This window comes from Kribbella sp. NPDC002412 (assembly GCF_053592935.1).
Genome location: NZ_JBSFBL010000019.1, coordinates 67217 through 81012, shown reverse-complemented (window position 1 = coordinate 81012; position 13796 = coordinate 67217). Strand labels below are relative to the sequence as shown.

Below are 13796 nucleotides of genomic sequence, written 5' to 3'. Positions count from 1 at the left end.
TCCCCTGAAGGATGTGTCATGGATCATCGCGACCCGCCCCCTCCGGCCCCCGGTCGGAGCACCGCGTGGTACCGCGACCGTCGGATCCTCGGCGCCGCGGCGCTGATCGTCGTCGCCGCGCTGGTGGCGATCGGCTTCGTCGTCACCGGCGGCGATCCGGCACAGGAGGAGGCACAGGCCAGTCCGGCGACGACGCCGACCGCGCCGCAGAACCAGCCGGCGCCGCCCGCTCCGACCGCGCCGCCGGCGAAGATCTGTGCCAACACCACGGCACTGGCCGGACCGGCCCAGGCCCCGGCCGGCGCGGTCGTCGTCAGTACGACGCAGAACCTCAACGAGCTCACCGAGGCCAGCCCGGCCGGCACGACGTTTTACCTCACCGCCGGAACACACACCCTCGGCAGCGGGCCGTACGCCCAGGTGATCCCGAAGGAGGGCAACACCTACATCGGCGCCCCCGGCGCGGTCCTGGACGGCCGCAAGCGCAACCGGTACGCGTTCACCGGGTACGCCACCGGCGTCACGGTGAAGAACCTGACCATCCAGAACTTCGGCGCCCCGCGGAGCAACAACGACGAGGGTGTGGTCAACCACAACGCGTCCGGCCGCTGGACGATCCAGGCGAACACGATCCGGCTGAACGCCGGCGCCGGGGTAATGGTCGGCGACCACAATGTTGTCAAGGGCAACTGCCTGCAGCGGAACGGCCAGTACGGCTTCAACGCCTACCACCCGGAGAAGGTCAACGGCATCACCATCGAGGGCAACGAGATCGCCGGCAACAACACCGACAACTGGGAGAAGGCCAAGGTCGGCTGCGGCTGCACCGGCGGCGGCAAGTTCTGGGAGGTCACCGGCGCGATCATCCGGAACAACTGGGTGCACGACAACCTCAGCGCCGGGCTGTGGGCCGACACCAACAACACCGGCTTCGTGATCGAGGGCAACTACATCTCGAACAATCTGGCCGAGGGCATCGTCTACGAGACCAGCTACAACGCCGGCATCCGGGGCAACACGTTCGCCCGCAACGGCCTCGGCAAGGGCCCGCTGAACCAGGGCTTCCCGACGCCCGCGCTGTACATCTCCGAGTCCGGCAGCGACAACCGGGTGCAGAGCGTGTTCAACCAGACCTTCGAGATCGCCGGGAACGTCTTCACCGACAACTGGGCCGGCGTGATCCTGTGGGAGAACTCCGACCGGTTCTCCGGGTCGGCGGCCAACACCAGCACCGGCGCCGGCACCCTGGTCAACCCGAGCGTCGTCACCGCCCAGACCTGCAACGCGAACAACATCCGGAACCAGCCGTACCTGAACGACTGCCGGTGGAAGACGCAGAACGTGCGCGTGCACGACAACGTGTTCTCCCTCGACCCGGACAAGATCGGCACGACCTGCGCGTCCCGGGCCGGCTGCGGGTACAACGGCCTGTTCGCCAACTGGGGCACGTTCCCGACCTGGTCGCCGTACCACCAGGCCACCGTGCAGGACGCGATCACCTACAAGCAGGGCAACAAGTTCTACGACAACACCTACGCCGGGCCGTGGAACTTCATCGTGCACGAGCAGGGCAACCGGGTGAACTGGGCGGCCTGGCAGGGCGCGCCGTACGGGCAGGACCCGGACAGCGTGATCAAGGTGCAAGGGGAGCGCTGAGCGCGATGATCGGGCCTCCTGAGCGTGCCGCCGGCGAGCAGATCGCACTGCTCCGCTCGGTCGGCTACGCCGCGTTCGGGCGGCACGAACGCAACCTCGACGTCCTCGACCTGGTGTTCGACAGCCTGGTGGACGCGCCGGAGAGCTGCCGCGACGAGGTGCGGGCGCTGCGCTTCGCGGGCCACGGCATCACCCTGGACGTCGACGTCCGGGGCCGTGGCGACCTGACCGTCGAGCTGCGGGTCTCCCCCACCGGTCCGGTGGTGGTCGAGTCGAGGGGTTCGGAGGACGGCCCGACGAACGCCCGGTTGGTGAGCTTCCTGCTGCGCTGGCCGGGCACGGCACAGCGGCCGGTCCGGACCGCGTGGGTCATGCTCTGACCCGCGCGGCCCGAGACCGGCCGCCGGCTCGGTCGAGTCCGGCAATCCGCAGGGGAATTGCCGGACCGACCCGTCTGCTGCTTCAGGAGGCAAGCAGCAGGCGAAGCTTCTCCAGGCACCGGCCGCGGATCGGGCCGATGCTGCCGATCGGGATCCCGATCGTCGCGGAGATCTCGGCGTACGGCGCCGGCGGGTCGGCCATCAGCATGCCCATCAGCTGCTGCCACCGATCCGGGAGGCTCTGCAAGGCCCGCCGTACGTCGTCCGCCCGCTCGTCGGCGAGCAGGTCGGCGTCCAGCTCCGGCTGGTCACCCGGCACGCCCTCGAACGCGGCGGACTCGTAGGTCAGCAGCACCCGCTTGCGGAACGCCAGCACTCGCAGGCACTCCCGGCGAGTGGTGACGACCAGCCAGGCGCCGACCCGCTCGGGGTCGACGCGATGGATGTGCTCGAGCAGCCGCAGCCAGACCATCTGGGAGACGTCAGCGGCGTCGCTGTCGCTGAGCCGGAAGCTGCGGGTGACGGCCCAGACCAGCCGGGCGTAGTGATCGACCAACCGGCTCCAAGCGCCCTGGTCGCCGGACGCTGCCTGGATCACCAGGTTCGCGGCCTCGGACCGGCCGGACGCGTCGCCGGGCATAGGTTGGTCAGTGCCTGATGGAGCACTGAGTTGCTGCAACATTGGATTCCCCCCTCGGGAATGCACCGCTGTCGTACGCAGAGATGTGGTGCTTGTGATGCCGCCCGGCCGGCAGATGGCCGGGGGCGGTTTCAGTAGGCGCCGTCGCGTCCGAGGACGGCGCGGGCGGTCTTCCACAAGATGAGCAGGTCCAGCGCGATCGACCAGTTGTCGGCGTACCGCAGGTCGAGCCGCATGGACTCCTCCCACGTCAGGTCGCTGCGCCCGCTGACCTGCCACAGGCCGGTCAGTCCGGGCTTCACGAGCATCCGCCGCTCGTCCTCCATGGCGTACCGCGCCACCTCGGCCGGTAGCGGCGGCCGTGGCCCGACCAGCGACATGTCCCCCCGGAGCACGTTCACCAGTTGCGGCAGTTCGTCGATCGAGAACCGGCGCAGGTACTTGCCGACCCTCGTCACGCGCGGGTCGTCACGGAGCTTGAACAGCACCCCGTTGCCCTCGTTCAGCTTCTGCAGCTCTGCCTTGCGGTCCTCGGCGTCGGCCACCATGGTGCGGAACTTGAGCATCTGGAACCGCTCGCCGGCGTGGCCGACCCGGGTCTGCTTGAACAGCACCGGGCCGCGGCTGGTGATCTTCACCAGGAACGCGGTGACCAGCAGGATCGGCAGTACGCCGATCAGCAGCAGGCCGCCGACGATCCGGTCGAAGATGCTCTTCAGCAGGTGCGGCCCGCCGCTCACCGACGGCCGCTCCAGGTGCAGCAGCGACAGGCCGGCGACCGGGCGGATCGAGATCCGCGGGCCGGCGACCTCGACGATGCCGGGCGAGACGATCAGGTCGACCCCGCGCTGCTCGAGCGCCCAGGACAGCTTGCGCAGCGAGTGCCCGGCCAGCTCCGGGTCGGCGGCCACCGCGACCACGTCGACCTCGAACTGGTCGACCGCGGCCAGGATGTCCATCTCGGTCCGGCCCAGCTGCTCGGGCTCGGCCTCGTCGAACGCGTCACCGCGTGGCAGGCAGCTGGCCACCACGACGTACCCGTCGGCCGGCCGCTCCTCCAGGTGCCGCCGCAGCGTGGTCACCTGGTCGTTGCGTCCGACAACGAGCACGTGGCGCATGCACCGACCCTCGAACCGGCGCCGGGAGATGGCGCGGTGCAGCAGCCAGCGCAGGAACATCGCCGCGAAGCAGGTCATCGGGACCGCCAGCACGACGAAACCACGGGCGACCTCGAGCTTGATGGCGTACGACGTGATCGCCACCAGCGCCGTCAGCGCCACCGCGGCCCGGATGATCGAGCGGAACTCCTCCGGACCGGTGCCGAAGTACCGGGTCTCGTATCCGCGCTCGAGCGCCACGCACGCCAGCCAGGCGATCGGCAGCACGGCGCCGAGTATGAAGTAGCCGAGGTTGATCTGGCCGCCGAACCGGGCGACGAGGGCCAGCGACCCACCGATCAGCGCGGCGGCGAGGTCCCCGGCGAGCGCAGCCCACCGGTACTTCGACACCCAGCGCGCCTCGGTGAGCCGGGCAGATCGCGGCACGATCGCCGGGACCTCGTCCGGTACGACCCAGACCGGCCGGCGTCGTTCCCCCGACGGCGCAGGCCGAAGGGCAGCCGTATCGGCCAACCCTTCCTCGGACATGACAAATTCAGTCACGCACAGTCACCCCCCACAGGTGAATCCGAAGCACGTGACCAACCCACACCCCGTCACGAACTTCGATGAAACGCCGCCCCCACAACGGCGTGATCCAGAGAGTACTACGTCAGAGCGGTGCCGCACAGTAGCAATCGCGAGTGTTTACCCGCGCGCAATCACGAAGGCAACAAAAGACCCCTGGGGCCCATTTGCGGGTCCCAGGGGTCTCGTTTCGACTACTTCGGGTGATCGGCCGCCGGGTCGGGGCGCCGATCGGGGTGGCCGGTCAGCCGGCGATCAGGCCGTCGCCGCTGATCAGCTCGCGCATCTCGGCCAGCGAGCTGTCGCTCGGCGGCAGGATCGCGTCGGAGTCGTGCAGTTCGTCGTCCGGCAGCTTGTCGCCGGCCCGGACGAAGTCGAGCAGGGCGGCGAAGGCGACCTTGAAGGCCTCCTCGTCGCCGGCCGAGACAGCCTTCTCGAGCTCGCCGTCCACCTTGTTGAGCTCGTCCAGCTTCTCGTCGGCCAGTCGCCACTGGCCCTCACTCATGATCCGAACGATCATCGGGCGTCTCCGTCCTGAGGTCGCACCGGCTCGGCGGCCGGCTGCTGCGTGGGCTGCTGTGCCTGGGCGGTTCCCGGTGTGGCGTCACCGGACAGTTCCTTGGGGGCGCTGCCCCCGGAGATCTGGGCCTTCATCGCGGCCAGCTCGTTCTCGACGTCGGAGTTGGACGACATCCGCTCCAGCTCCAGGGTGATGCTGTCCTTGCTGGTGCCGGTGGCGTCGTCGAGCGCGCCGGAGGCGAGCAGCTCGTCGATCGCGCCGGCCCGGGCCTGCATCTGCTGGGTCTTGTCCTCGGCCCGCTGGACCGCGAGGCCGACGTCGCTCATCTCCTCGGAGATGCCGGAGAACGCCTCGTTGATCCGGGTCTGCGCCTCGGCCGCGGTGTAGGTGGCCTTGATGGTCTCCTTGCGGGTCCGGAACGACTCGACCTTGGCCTGCAGCCGCTGGGAGGCGAGCGTCAGCTTCTCCTCCTCACCCTGCAACTGGGCGTGCTGGGTCTGCAGGTCGTCGATCTGGCCCTGCAGGCCCGACTTGCGGGTCAGAGCCTCCCGGGCCAGGTCCTCACGGCCCATCGAGAGCGCCTTCTGCGCCTGCTCCTGCAGCTTGGCCGACTGGGACTGCAGCTGAGACGCCTGCAGCTCCACCCGCTTACGGCTGGTGGCCACGTCGGCCACACCCCGCCGCACCTTCTGCAGCAGCTCCAGCTGCTTCTGATACGAGTAGTCAAGGGTTTCGCGAGGATCCTCGGCCTTGTCCAAGGCGGTGTTCGCCTTGGCCTTGAAGATCGTCGACATCCTCTTGAAGATGCTCATCGATATCCGTACCCCTTCTGTGCCGGCGACAGTCGACCCGGCGTGCGTGTCAACCACCCTATGTCTCCACGGGTCACCACACCATCAGGACCGGCCCGGATAAAGTGGTGGTCAGCTCCGGGGACTCCCCCGAGTCGCGACCTGCCCTGCCGAATGAGGTTCAGACCCCGTGTTCCGTCGTACCAAGTCTGAGACAGATACCACCGTACCCGCCGAGCCCCAGGGCAAGCCGGGCGGTAAGGGACGCCCCACCCCGAGCCGCCGGGAGGCCGAGGCGGCCCGGAAGGCGTCGTTCAAGAAGCCGCGCAACCGCAAGGAGGCCGCGGCGATCCGCCGGGAGAAGATGCGGACCGAGCGCGCCAAGATGCAGTCGGCGATGCAGACCGGTGACGACCGGTACCTGCCGGCCTCCGACAAGGGCCCGGTCCGGCGGTTCGCCAGGGACTACGTGGACGCCCGCTACTCGGTGATGGAGTTCGCGCTGCCGATCCTGCTGGTGGTGTCGCTGCTCGGCGTGGTCTTCTCGCCGGCCTTCCCGTGGCTGGCCGGGACGGTCAACCTGCTCTTCCTGGCGATGATCCTGCTGATCGCGGCGGACTGGTTCCTGCTCACCGCCGGCCTGAAGAAGGCGGTCGGGGTGAAGTTTCCGAACGAGTCGGCCAAGGGCGTCGGCTTCTACGCGGTCCGGCGGACCATGCAGATGCGTCGCTGGCGGCTGCCCAAGCCGATGGTGAAGCGCGGCGAGAAGCCGAGCTGAGACTGGGCGGGTACGCCGCCGGCACGGGCAGTAGGGTCGGGGTATGGACTTCCGCTATCTCGGCAACAGTGGTTTGAAGGTCAGTGAGATCTCGTACGGGAACTGGCTGACGCACGGTTCCCAGGTGGAGAACGATCAGGCCAAGGCGTGTGTGCGGGCGGCGCTGGACGCCGGCATCACCACGTTCGACACGGCCGACGTCTACGCCAACACCAAGGCCGAGTCGGTGCTCGGCGAGGCCCTGGAGGGTGAGCGGCGCGAGTCGCTGGAGATCTTCACCAAGGTCTACTGGCCGACCGGCCCGGGCGGACCGAACGACGTCGGCCTGTCCCGCAAGCACATCCACGAGTCGATCAACGCGTCGCTGAAGCGGCTCAAGACCGACTACGTCGACCTCTACCAGGCGCACCGGTACGACTCCGAGACGCCGCTGGAGGAGACGATGGAGGCCTTCGCCGACGTCGTCCGGTCCGGCAAGGCGCTCTACATCGGGGTGTCGGAGTGGACCGCGGAGCAGCTGCAGGAGGGCCACCGGCTGGCGCGTGAGCTGCGCATCCCGTTCGTCTCCAACCAGCCGCAGTACAGCATGCTCTGGCGGGTGATCGAGGCCGAGGTGGTGCCGGCCTCGGAGGAGCTCGGCATCGGCCAGGTGGTGTTCTCGCCGATCGCGCAGGGTGTGCTGACCGGCAAGTACCTGCCCGGCCGGCAGCCGCCGGAAGGCTCCCGGGCCACCGACGCCAACGGCGCGAACATGATCAGGCGGTTCCTCAACGACGACGTGCTCACCCGGGTGCAGGAGCTCAAGCCGGTGGCGGAGTCGGCCGGCCTGTCGCTGTCCCAGCTGGCCATCGCCTGGGTGCTGCAGAACCCGAACGTCTCCTCGGCGATCATCGGCGCCTCCCGGCCCGAGCAGGTCGTCGAGAACGTGAAGGCCTCCGGCGTCCGGCTCGAGGAAGGCGTGCTGAAGCAGATCGACGAGGTGCTCGGCAGCATCGTCGAGCGCGACCCGGCCAAGACCGAGCAGAACGCGCCGCAGACCCGGCCGGGCTCATGAGCTGGAGCTGGCGGTTCGAGACCGCTTCCGGCGCCGTCGTCGACCCGGGTGAGGTCGGCGGGGCCGAGTTCTCCGCCCAGGGCGACGCGGAGAGCTGGCTCGGCGAGAGCTGGCGCGATCTGGCCGAGCACGGTGTCGGCCAGGTCTTCCTGCTCGAGGACGGCCGCGAGGTCTACGGCCCCATGAGCCTCGCCGCCCCGGAGTAAACAGCAACTGCCGGAACCCGTACGACCTCCTGCGCGGCGTCGTGCGGGTTCCTGCTTGTTAAGCTGCGGCTGAACCACTCCTGTGCCGCAGGGAAGCCGGTCGAAGTCCGGCGCTGACCCGCAACCGTAGGCCACCTCCTGGTGGCGAGCCGGAACACTGTGACGCAGGCAGACAGGCTCAACTACCCGCCGTGGTCCGCGGGTGGAGCCCCACCCTGCCGACGCAGGCGGGACTTCCTCCACCGGGCACGGCCCGATCGAGGACATGAGATGACTGCATATCGCCGGACCGTACGACTGGTCCTCAGCCTGCTGGCGGGTCTCCTGCTGGCGGGGACCGTCGCCACCACCGCGCAGGCCGAGGACGGCTACCGGTTCTGGGGCTACTACCAGTGGAGCGGCGGCCAGTGGGCCTTCGCGCAGAAGGGCGCCGACGGCGTCGTACCGGCCGATGGAGCCGTTGAGGGCTGGCGGTACGCCCTCGGTGGCGCCAAGCCGCGGGTGCCGCGCGCAGCCGGTGACTTCGAGGCGATCTGCGGCAGCACCCCGGCGGAGTCCGGCAAGAAGCGGGTGGCTCTGGTGGTCGACCCGGGTACGCCGGCCGACGCCCTGAGCGGTCAGACTCCGGGACCCGCCACCGGCACCTGCGTGGTCACGGACGTGCAGGCGACCGGCGCGAAGATCCTGGCGGCCGTCGCTCCCGTCCGCATCGAGAAGGGCCTGACCTGCGGGATCGATGGATACCCGTCCGCGGGCTGTGGTGAGCAGGTGAAGAACATCCAGGTCCCGGCCACCGACGACCCGGTCACGCTGCAGATCGGCGCCGCGGTCGGGTCCAGCGCCGCGCCCTCGCCGACCGCGTCTCCCGCGGCGAGCTCCTCGGACTCCGGTGGCGCGCCGTGGACCGGCATCATCATCGCCGCGGTGGTGGTCGTCGTACTGGCTGGTGGCGGCCTGGCGCTCAGCCGTCGGCGTGCGAGTCAGCAGAGCTAGGTGCGTACTGTCGATCACCTGACGCTCCCCCGGGCTCTGCACCCGGGGGCCTGGTGGTTGTGGGCGCTGGGCATGGCGGTGGCTGCCAGCAGGACGCGCAACCCGGTCCTGCTGGTGCTGATCCTCGTGGTGACCGGCTTCGTGGTGTCGGCCCGGCGGAGCGACGCTCCCTGGGCCCACAGCTACGCCGCGTTCCTCAAGCTCGGCCTGGTGGTCATCGGCGTCCGCGTGGTGCTGCAGGCGTTGCTGTCGACGCGCTCGCAGGGCAACACGGTCCTGTTCACGCTGCCCCAGATCCCGTTGCCGGACTGGGCGAACGGGGTGAAGCTCGGCGGCGAGGTCACTCTCGAGGCCTTGCTGACCGCGCTGTACGACGGTGGCCAGCTCGCCGTCATGCTGTGCTGCATCGGCGCGGCCAACGCGCTCGCCAGTCCACGGAGGCTGCTCAAGTCGTTGCCTGGGGCCCTTTACGAGATGGGTGTGGCGTGTGTGGTCGCACTGACCTTCGCACCGCAGCTGGTCACCGACGCCCGCCGGATCCGCGCCGCCCGCCGGCTGCGCGGCCGCACCAAGGGCTCTTTCCGTACGACGGCCATGCCCGTGCTGGAAGGCGCGTTGGACCGCTCGGTGGAACTCGCCGCCGCGATGGACTCCCGCGGCTACGGCCGTACGGCGCACGTGCCGCGACGTCAGCGCCGGATCACCGGGCTGTGCGTGCTGCTGGGATTGCTGGGCATCCTGCTCGGTGTCTATGCGTTGCTGACCGACTCCATGGCGTTCCCGTTCGCGGCCGGCGCGTTGCTGGTCGGACTGCTGCTGGCGGTGGGTGCAATGGCGGTCGGCCGGCAGCGGGTGACGCGTACGCGCTATCGGCCGGACCCATGGGCTCTGCCGGAGTGGCTGGTGGTGACGTCCGGCGCTCTGGCCGCCGGGACGATGATCGCGGCCGCGGCTCGGGGCGTCGAAGGGCTGGTGCTGGCCGGTCCGCTGGTGGTGCCTCCGGTGCCGACGCTGCCGGTGATCGGGATCCTGCTCGGGTTGGCTCCCGCGGTAGTCGCACCACCCCTGGCGCCCCGACGTGAGCTGGTGACCGCATGATCGAGTTCGACCGGGTGACGATGACGTACGACGGCGCCGACGCCCCTGCGCTGCAGGATGTGAGCTTCATGGTGCCGGAGGGTGAGCTGGCCCTGGTGATCGGGCGGACCGGCTCCGGCAAGTCCACGTTGCTGCGGGCAATCAACGGCCTGGTGCCGCACTTCACCGGCGGCACGCTGTCCGGCCGGGTGGTCGTCAACGGCCGGAACACCAGCGAGTACCGGCCGCGTGACCTGGCCGACGTGGTCGGGATGGTCGGCCAGGACCCGATGGCCGGGTTCGTCACCGACACGGTCGAGGACGAGCTCGCCTACAGCATGGAGTCCCTCGGGGTGGCTCCGGACGTGATGCGACGCCGCGTCGAGGAGACGCTGGATCTGCTCGGGCTGGCCGACGTACGGGATCGGGCGTTGACCTCTCTGTCGGGCGGCCAGCGGCAGCGGACCGCAATCGGGGCTGCACTCACGTCTCACCCTGCTGTGCTTGTCCTGGACGAGCCGACGTCGGCGCTGGACCCGCAGGCGGCCGAGGAAGTGCTGGCTGCGTTGCAGCGGCTCGTGCACGACCTGGGCGTCACTGTGGTGATGGCTGAGCACCGGCTCGAGCGGGTGATTCAGTACGCCGACCGGGTGATCGAGGTGCCGGGTGGCTCGGCTGCTGTGGCTACTGGTCTTCCGGCCGAGCGAATGGTCAATGCACCGGTCGCGCCGCCTGTAGTGGAGCTGGGGCGGCTTGCGGGCTGGTCTCCGCTTCCGCTGTCGGTGCGGGATGCGCGGCGGGCTGCGGTCTCGTTGCGCAGCCGGCTGGACTCGGCTGTTCCGCAGCGGTCGGCTGCGCATCCTGGCGTCGAGTTGGCGCGCTGCAAGGATCTCGTGGCCGGATACGGCACCGTCACAGCGTTGCGTGGGGTGTCGCTGAGCATCAAGGCCGGTGAGGTCGTCGCACTGATGGGCCGTAACGGCGCCGGCAAGTCGACGCTGCTGAACGCGCTGGTCGGGATCGTGGCGCCGCGGTCGGGGACGGCTGTTGCGGCTGGCGCGGACCCGCGTCGTACAAAGCCTTCTCAGCTGGTGAAGGCGGTTGGGCTGGTGCCGCAGGAGCCGGCTGACCTGTTGTACGCGGCGACGGTGGCTGACGAGTGCGCAAGTGCCGACGAGGACTTCGGGGTGCCGGCGGGTAGCTGCCGGGCGCTGCTGAAGCGGCTGGCTCCGGACGTCGACGTGGCGATGCATCCGCGGGATCTGTCCGAGGGACAACGGCTGTGCCTTGCGCTGGCCGTCGTACTGTGTGGTGCTCCTCCGCTGTTGCTGTTGGACGAGCCGACGCGCGGGCTGGACTACGGGGCCAAGCGGCGGTTGGTGGAGATCCTGCGGGAGCTGGCTGCTGCAGGGCATGCCGTCGTGCTGTCCACGCATGACGTGGAGATGGTGGCTGAGGTGGCTACCCGGGTGCTCGTCCTGGCTGAGGGTGAGCTGGTGAGTGACGGGGAAACCGCGACGGTGATCGCGGGGTCGCCGGCGTTCGCACCGCAGGTGGCGAAGATCCTGGCACCGTTGCCGTTCCTGACCGTCGGTGAGGTCGCCACAGCACTGGAACGCGCGTCGTGAAGCTTGTCCGGCTGAAGCCGCGCAGCACTGCTGCGATCCTGGTTGCGTCCCTGATCGGACTGCTGGCCTTTGGTTGGCCGCTGTTGTACGTGACGGATCAGGCGGGTGAGTCCGCGATCGGGCACACCACCGATGCGCCGTGGCTGTTCGTGTTGCTGCTGCCGTTGCTGGTGGCCGTCGTACTGGCTGAGCTGTCCGAGTCGGGGATCGACGCCAAGGTCATCTCGCTGCTGGGCATGCTCGCGGCTGTCGGGGCTGCGCTGCGGGCACTCGGTCCGGGTACGGCCGGGCTGGAGCCTGGGTTCTTCCTGCTGGTGCTGGCCGGCCGGGCGTTCGGGGCCGGGTTCGGGTTCGTGCTGGGGGCCGTGTCGTTGCTGGGTGGCGCGATGATCAGCGGCGGGGTCGGGCCGTGGATGCCGTTCCAGATGTTCGCCTGCGCGTGGGTGGGGTGCCTGGCCGGGCTGCTACCGCGGGTGGCTGGCCGGCTCGAGTTGCTCGTGCTGGCGGCGTACGCGCTGGTGTCGGGGGTGCTGTACGGCGTGGTGATGAACCTGTGGTTCTGGCCGTACGCGACGTTCGGCAGCGACTTCTCGTTCATCCCGGGCGACGCGCTGACGGAGAACATGCAGCGGTACCTCCTGTTCGTGGTGGCGACGTCGCTCGGGTGGGACATCCCGCGTGGGGTGCTGTCCGCGGCGATGGTGCTGCTGCTGGGGCGGCCGGTGCTGGCGGCTTTCCGTCGTACGGCGCGGAAGGCGGCCTTCGACGTACCCGTGGTGTTCGAGTCGAGGAGGTCTGATGGCTGAGCAGCGCACGTTGATCCTGGGCGGCGCCCGGTCCGGCAAGTCGATCGCCGCGGAGCGGCTGCTGGGTGGCGAGCCGGAGGTCCTGTACGTCGCCACCGGCGGAGACGGCTCGTCGGACCCGGAGTGGGCCGAGCGGATCGCCGAGCACCGCGCCCGCCGGCCGGCGTCGTGGGGGCTGGCCGAGACGATCGACCTGGTCCCGCTGCTCGCCTCCCCCGGGCCGCCGCTGCTGATCGACTGCCTGACGTTGTGGCTGTCGCGCACGATGGACGCCCTGGACATCTGGTCCGACCTGAGCCGCGCCGGGCTGGTCGACCAGGCCATCGAGTCCCTTGCCGAAGCCTGGTCGGGCACCGGCCGGACGGTGGTTGCCGTCAGCAACGACGTGGGCTCCGGCGTGGTCCCCGCCGACCCAGGCACCCGCCTCTTCCGCGACCTGATGGGCCGCCTCAACACCACCATCTCCCTCAACTCCACCACAGTCCTGTGGACCGTGGCCGGCCGAACCCTCCCCCTCACATGACCACATCCCCGCCAGAAGACAGCCAGCCCGGCAACCGCCCAACCCCGGACCACGGCTCCGGCGGAACCGGCCCAGCCCCGGCCAACCGCTCCGGCGGGACCGGGCCTGGCCTGGACAACAGCGGGCGGGGTGGGTGGGTGGACGGCGGCTGGTTGGCGGTGGGGACGTTGACGGTGTTGCCGGCTCGGATGCCGTCGCGGGTGGATCGGGTGGTGGGTGGACGGGCGATGGTGCTGGCGCCTGCTGTCGGGGTGCTGATCGGCGGGATCTCAGCGGGTGTTGTAGCAACGGCTCAGCTGTTGCGGCCGGATGCGGAGCTCCTGGCGGGTGTGCTCGGGGTGCTGGTGGTTGTGGTGGTGTCCGGGGCGTTGCATCTCGACGGGCTAGCGGACTTTGCGGACGCACTGGGGAGCCGGCGGGATCGCGAGACGATGCTTCGGATCATGAAGCAGAGCGACATCGGGCCGTTCGGGGTGGTCGCGATTGTCGCGGTGCTGCTGCTCGACGTCGCGGCTCTGACGGCGTGCATCCAGTCCGGCTTCGGCTGGCAGGCCGTACTCATCGCCATCACCGCGAGCCGCCTGACGCTCCCCTGGACCTGCCGTACGACGGTCCCGTCAGCCCGCCCCGGCGGTCTCGGCGCAATGGTCGCCGCGACCGTCCGCCCGATCGCGGCTGTCCTCACGACCATCGCCGTACTGGCCGGCGCCCTCGCTCTCGCTTGGCTTGATGCCGCGCGACTGGCAGGGAGTGCGGGCGCCGTACTGCTGGCTGTAGTGGTCAGCCTGCTCGTCACCCGGCGGGCACGGTCGGCCCTCGGCGGTGTCACCGGCGACGTTCTCGGCGCCGCCGTCGAACTGGCTGTACCAGTCACTCTCCTCACCCTGGCGCTCACCGTCTGACGCACCGGTGAGCACGTCTGGCGTGCCCGCGCCCCCGCGCGACCTCCGTGCATTACTGTCACCGGGGACGTAGATGCAAGGCAGTGATTGGCGAGGTCGGATGGCGATGTTGAGGGTTGTTCAGCGGCAGTTGGCAACGAAGGCCTCGCGATCCGTT

The 13796-nt window shown here is 69.7% G+C and carries 15 protein-coding genes; 11 read left to right on the top strand and 4 right to left on the bottom strand.

What is annotated here, in order from left to right; all coding sequences use genetic code 11:
* The first annotated feature begins 18 nt into the window (after positions 1-18).
* Positions 19-1656, top strand: coding sequence for a right-handed parallel beta-helix repeat-containing protein (locus tag ACWCOV_RS17595; protein ID WP_449830313.1), 1638 nt, complete (start codon positions 19-21; stop codon positions 1654-1656).
* Between the two features lie 5 nt (positions 1657-1661).
* Entirely contained in the window at positions 1662-2036 is a 375-nt protein-coding gene (locus tag ACWCOV_RS17590) for a hypothetical protein (protein WP_449830312.1), read from the top strand.
* 82 nt (positions 2037-2118) lie between these two features.
* On the opposite strand, the gene ACWCOV_RS17585 is transcribed toward ACWCOV_RS17590, so the two are convergent.
* From ACWCOV_RS17585 to ACWCOV_RS17570, 4 genes are all read right to left on the bottom strand, one after another.
* Positions 2119-2676 carry an RNA polymerase sigma factor gene (locus tag ACWCOV_RS17585; protein ID WP_449830311.1) on the bottom strand — a complete coding sequence of 186 codons (558 nt, stop codon included), beginning with the start codon at positions 2674-2676 and terminating at the stop codon, positions 2119-2121.
* A gap of 131 nt (positions 2677-2807) precedes the next feature.
* Positions 2808-4337 carry a sugar transferase gene (locus tag ACWCOV_RS17580; RefSeq protein WP_449830310.1) on the bottom strand — a complete coding sequence of 510 codons (1530 nt, stop codon included), beginning with the start codon at positions 4335-4337 and terminating at the stop codon, positions 2808-2810.
* A gap of 268 nt (positions 4338-4605) precedes the next feature.
* The gene (pspAA, locus tag ACWCOV_RS17575) at positions 4606-4881 is read right to left on the bottom strand and encodes a PspA-associated protein PspAA (RefSeq protein ID WP_396359684.1); all 276 of its coding nucleotides are present in this window, start codon (positions 4879-4881) and stop codon (positions 4606-4608) included.
* Positions 4878-5693, bottom strand: coding sequence for a PspA/IM30 family protein (locus ACWCOV_RS17570; protein WP_449830309.1), 816 nt, complete (start codon positions 5691-5693; stop codon positions 4878-4880). Before ACWCOV_RS17570 ends, pspAA begins: the two co-directional genes overlap by 4 nt.
* Before the next feature lie 169 nt (positions 5694-5862).
* Between ACWCOV_RS17570 and ACWCOV_RS17565 the strand changes: the two genes are divergently transcribed.
* The 9 genes from ACWCOV_RS17565 (at position 5863) to cobS (ending at position 13639) form a co-directional block, all read left to right on the top strand.
* Positions 5863-6450, top strand: coding sequence for a DUF3043 domain-containing protein (locus tag ACWCOV_RS17565; RefSeq protein WP_449830308.1), 588 nt, complete (start codon positions 5863-5865; stop codon positions 6448-6450).
* A 43-nt stretch (positions 6451-6493) separates the two neighbouring features.
* Positions 6494-7504 (top strand): aldo/keto reductase family protein, encoded by a 1011-nt coding sequence (locus ACWCOV_RS17560; protein ID WP_449830307.1) that lies wholly within the window; start codon positions 6494-6496, stop codon positions 7502-7504.
* Positions 7501-7710, top strand: coding sequence for a hypothetical protein (locus ACWCOV_RS17555; RefSeq protein WP_132207079.1), 210 nt, complete (start codon positions 7501-7503; stop codon positions 7708-7710). Before ACWCOV_RS17560 ends, ACWCOV_RS17555 begins: the two co-directional genes overlap by 4 nt.
* A gap of 270 nt (positions 7711-7980) precedes the next feature.
* On the top strand, positions 7981-8703 hold the full coding sequence (locus tag ACWCOV_RS17550) for an SCO2322 family protein (protein ID WP_449830306.1): 723 nt from the start codon (positions 7981-7983) through the stop codon (positions 8701-8703).
* Positions 8704-9801, top strand: a complete 1098-nt coding sequence (locus tag ACWCOV_RS17545) for a CbiQ family ECF transporter T component (RefSeq protein WP_449830305.1) — start codon at positions 8704-8706, stop codon at positions 9799-9801.
* Positions 9798-11408: an ABC transporter ATP-binding protein gene (locus tag ACWCOV_RS17540; RefSeq protein WP_449830304.1), complete on the top strand. Its 1611-nt coding sequence runs from the start codon at positions 9798-9800 to the stop codon at positions 11406-11408. Before ACWCOV_RS17545 ends, ACWCOV_RS17540 begins: the two co-directional genes overlap by 4 nt.
* A complete protein-coding gene (locus ACWCOV_RS17535; RefSeq protein ID WP_449830303.1) occupies positions 11405-12214 on the top strand; it encodes an ECF transporter S component in 810 nt (269 codons plus the stop codon). Before ACWCOV_RS17540 ends, ACWCOV_RS17535 begins: the two co-directional genes overlap by 4 nt.
* On the top strand, positions 12207-12737 hold the full coding sequence (locus ACWCOV_RS17530; protein ID WP_449830302.1) for a bifunctional adenosylcobinamide kinase/adenosylcobinamide-phosphate guanylyltransferase: 531 nt from the start codon (positions 12207-12209) through the stop codon (positions 12735-12737). The genes ACWCOV_RS17535 and ACWCOV_RS17530 overlap by 8 nt, the downstream gene beginning before the upstream one ends.
* Positions 12734-13639 carry an adenosylcobinamide-GDP ribazoletransferase gene (cobS, locus tag ACWCOV_RS17525; RefSeq protein ID WP_449830301.1) on the top strand — a complete coding sequence of 302 codons (906 nt, stop codon included), beginning with the start codon at positions 12734-12736 and terminating at the stop codon, positions 13637-13639. Before ACWCOV_RS17530 ends, cobS begins: the two co-directional genes overlap by 4 nt.
* Positions 13640-13796: the final 157 nt, after the last annotated feature.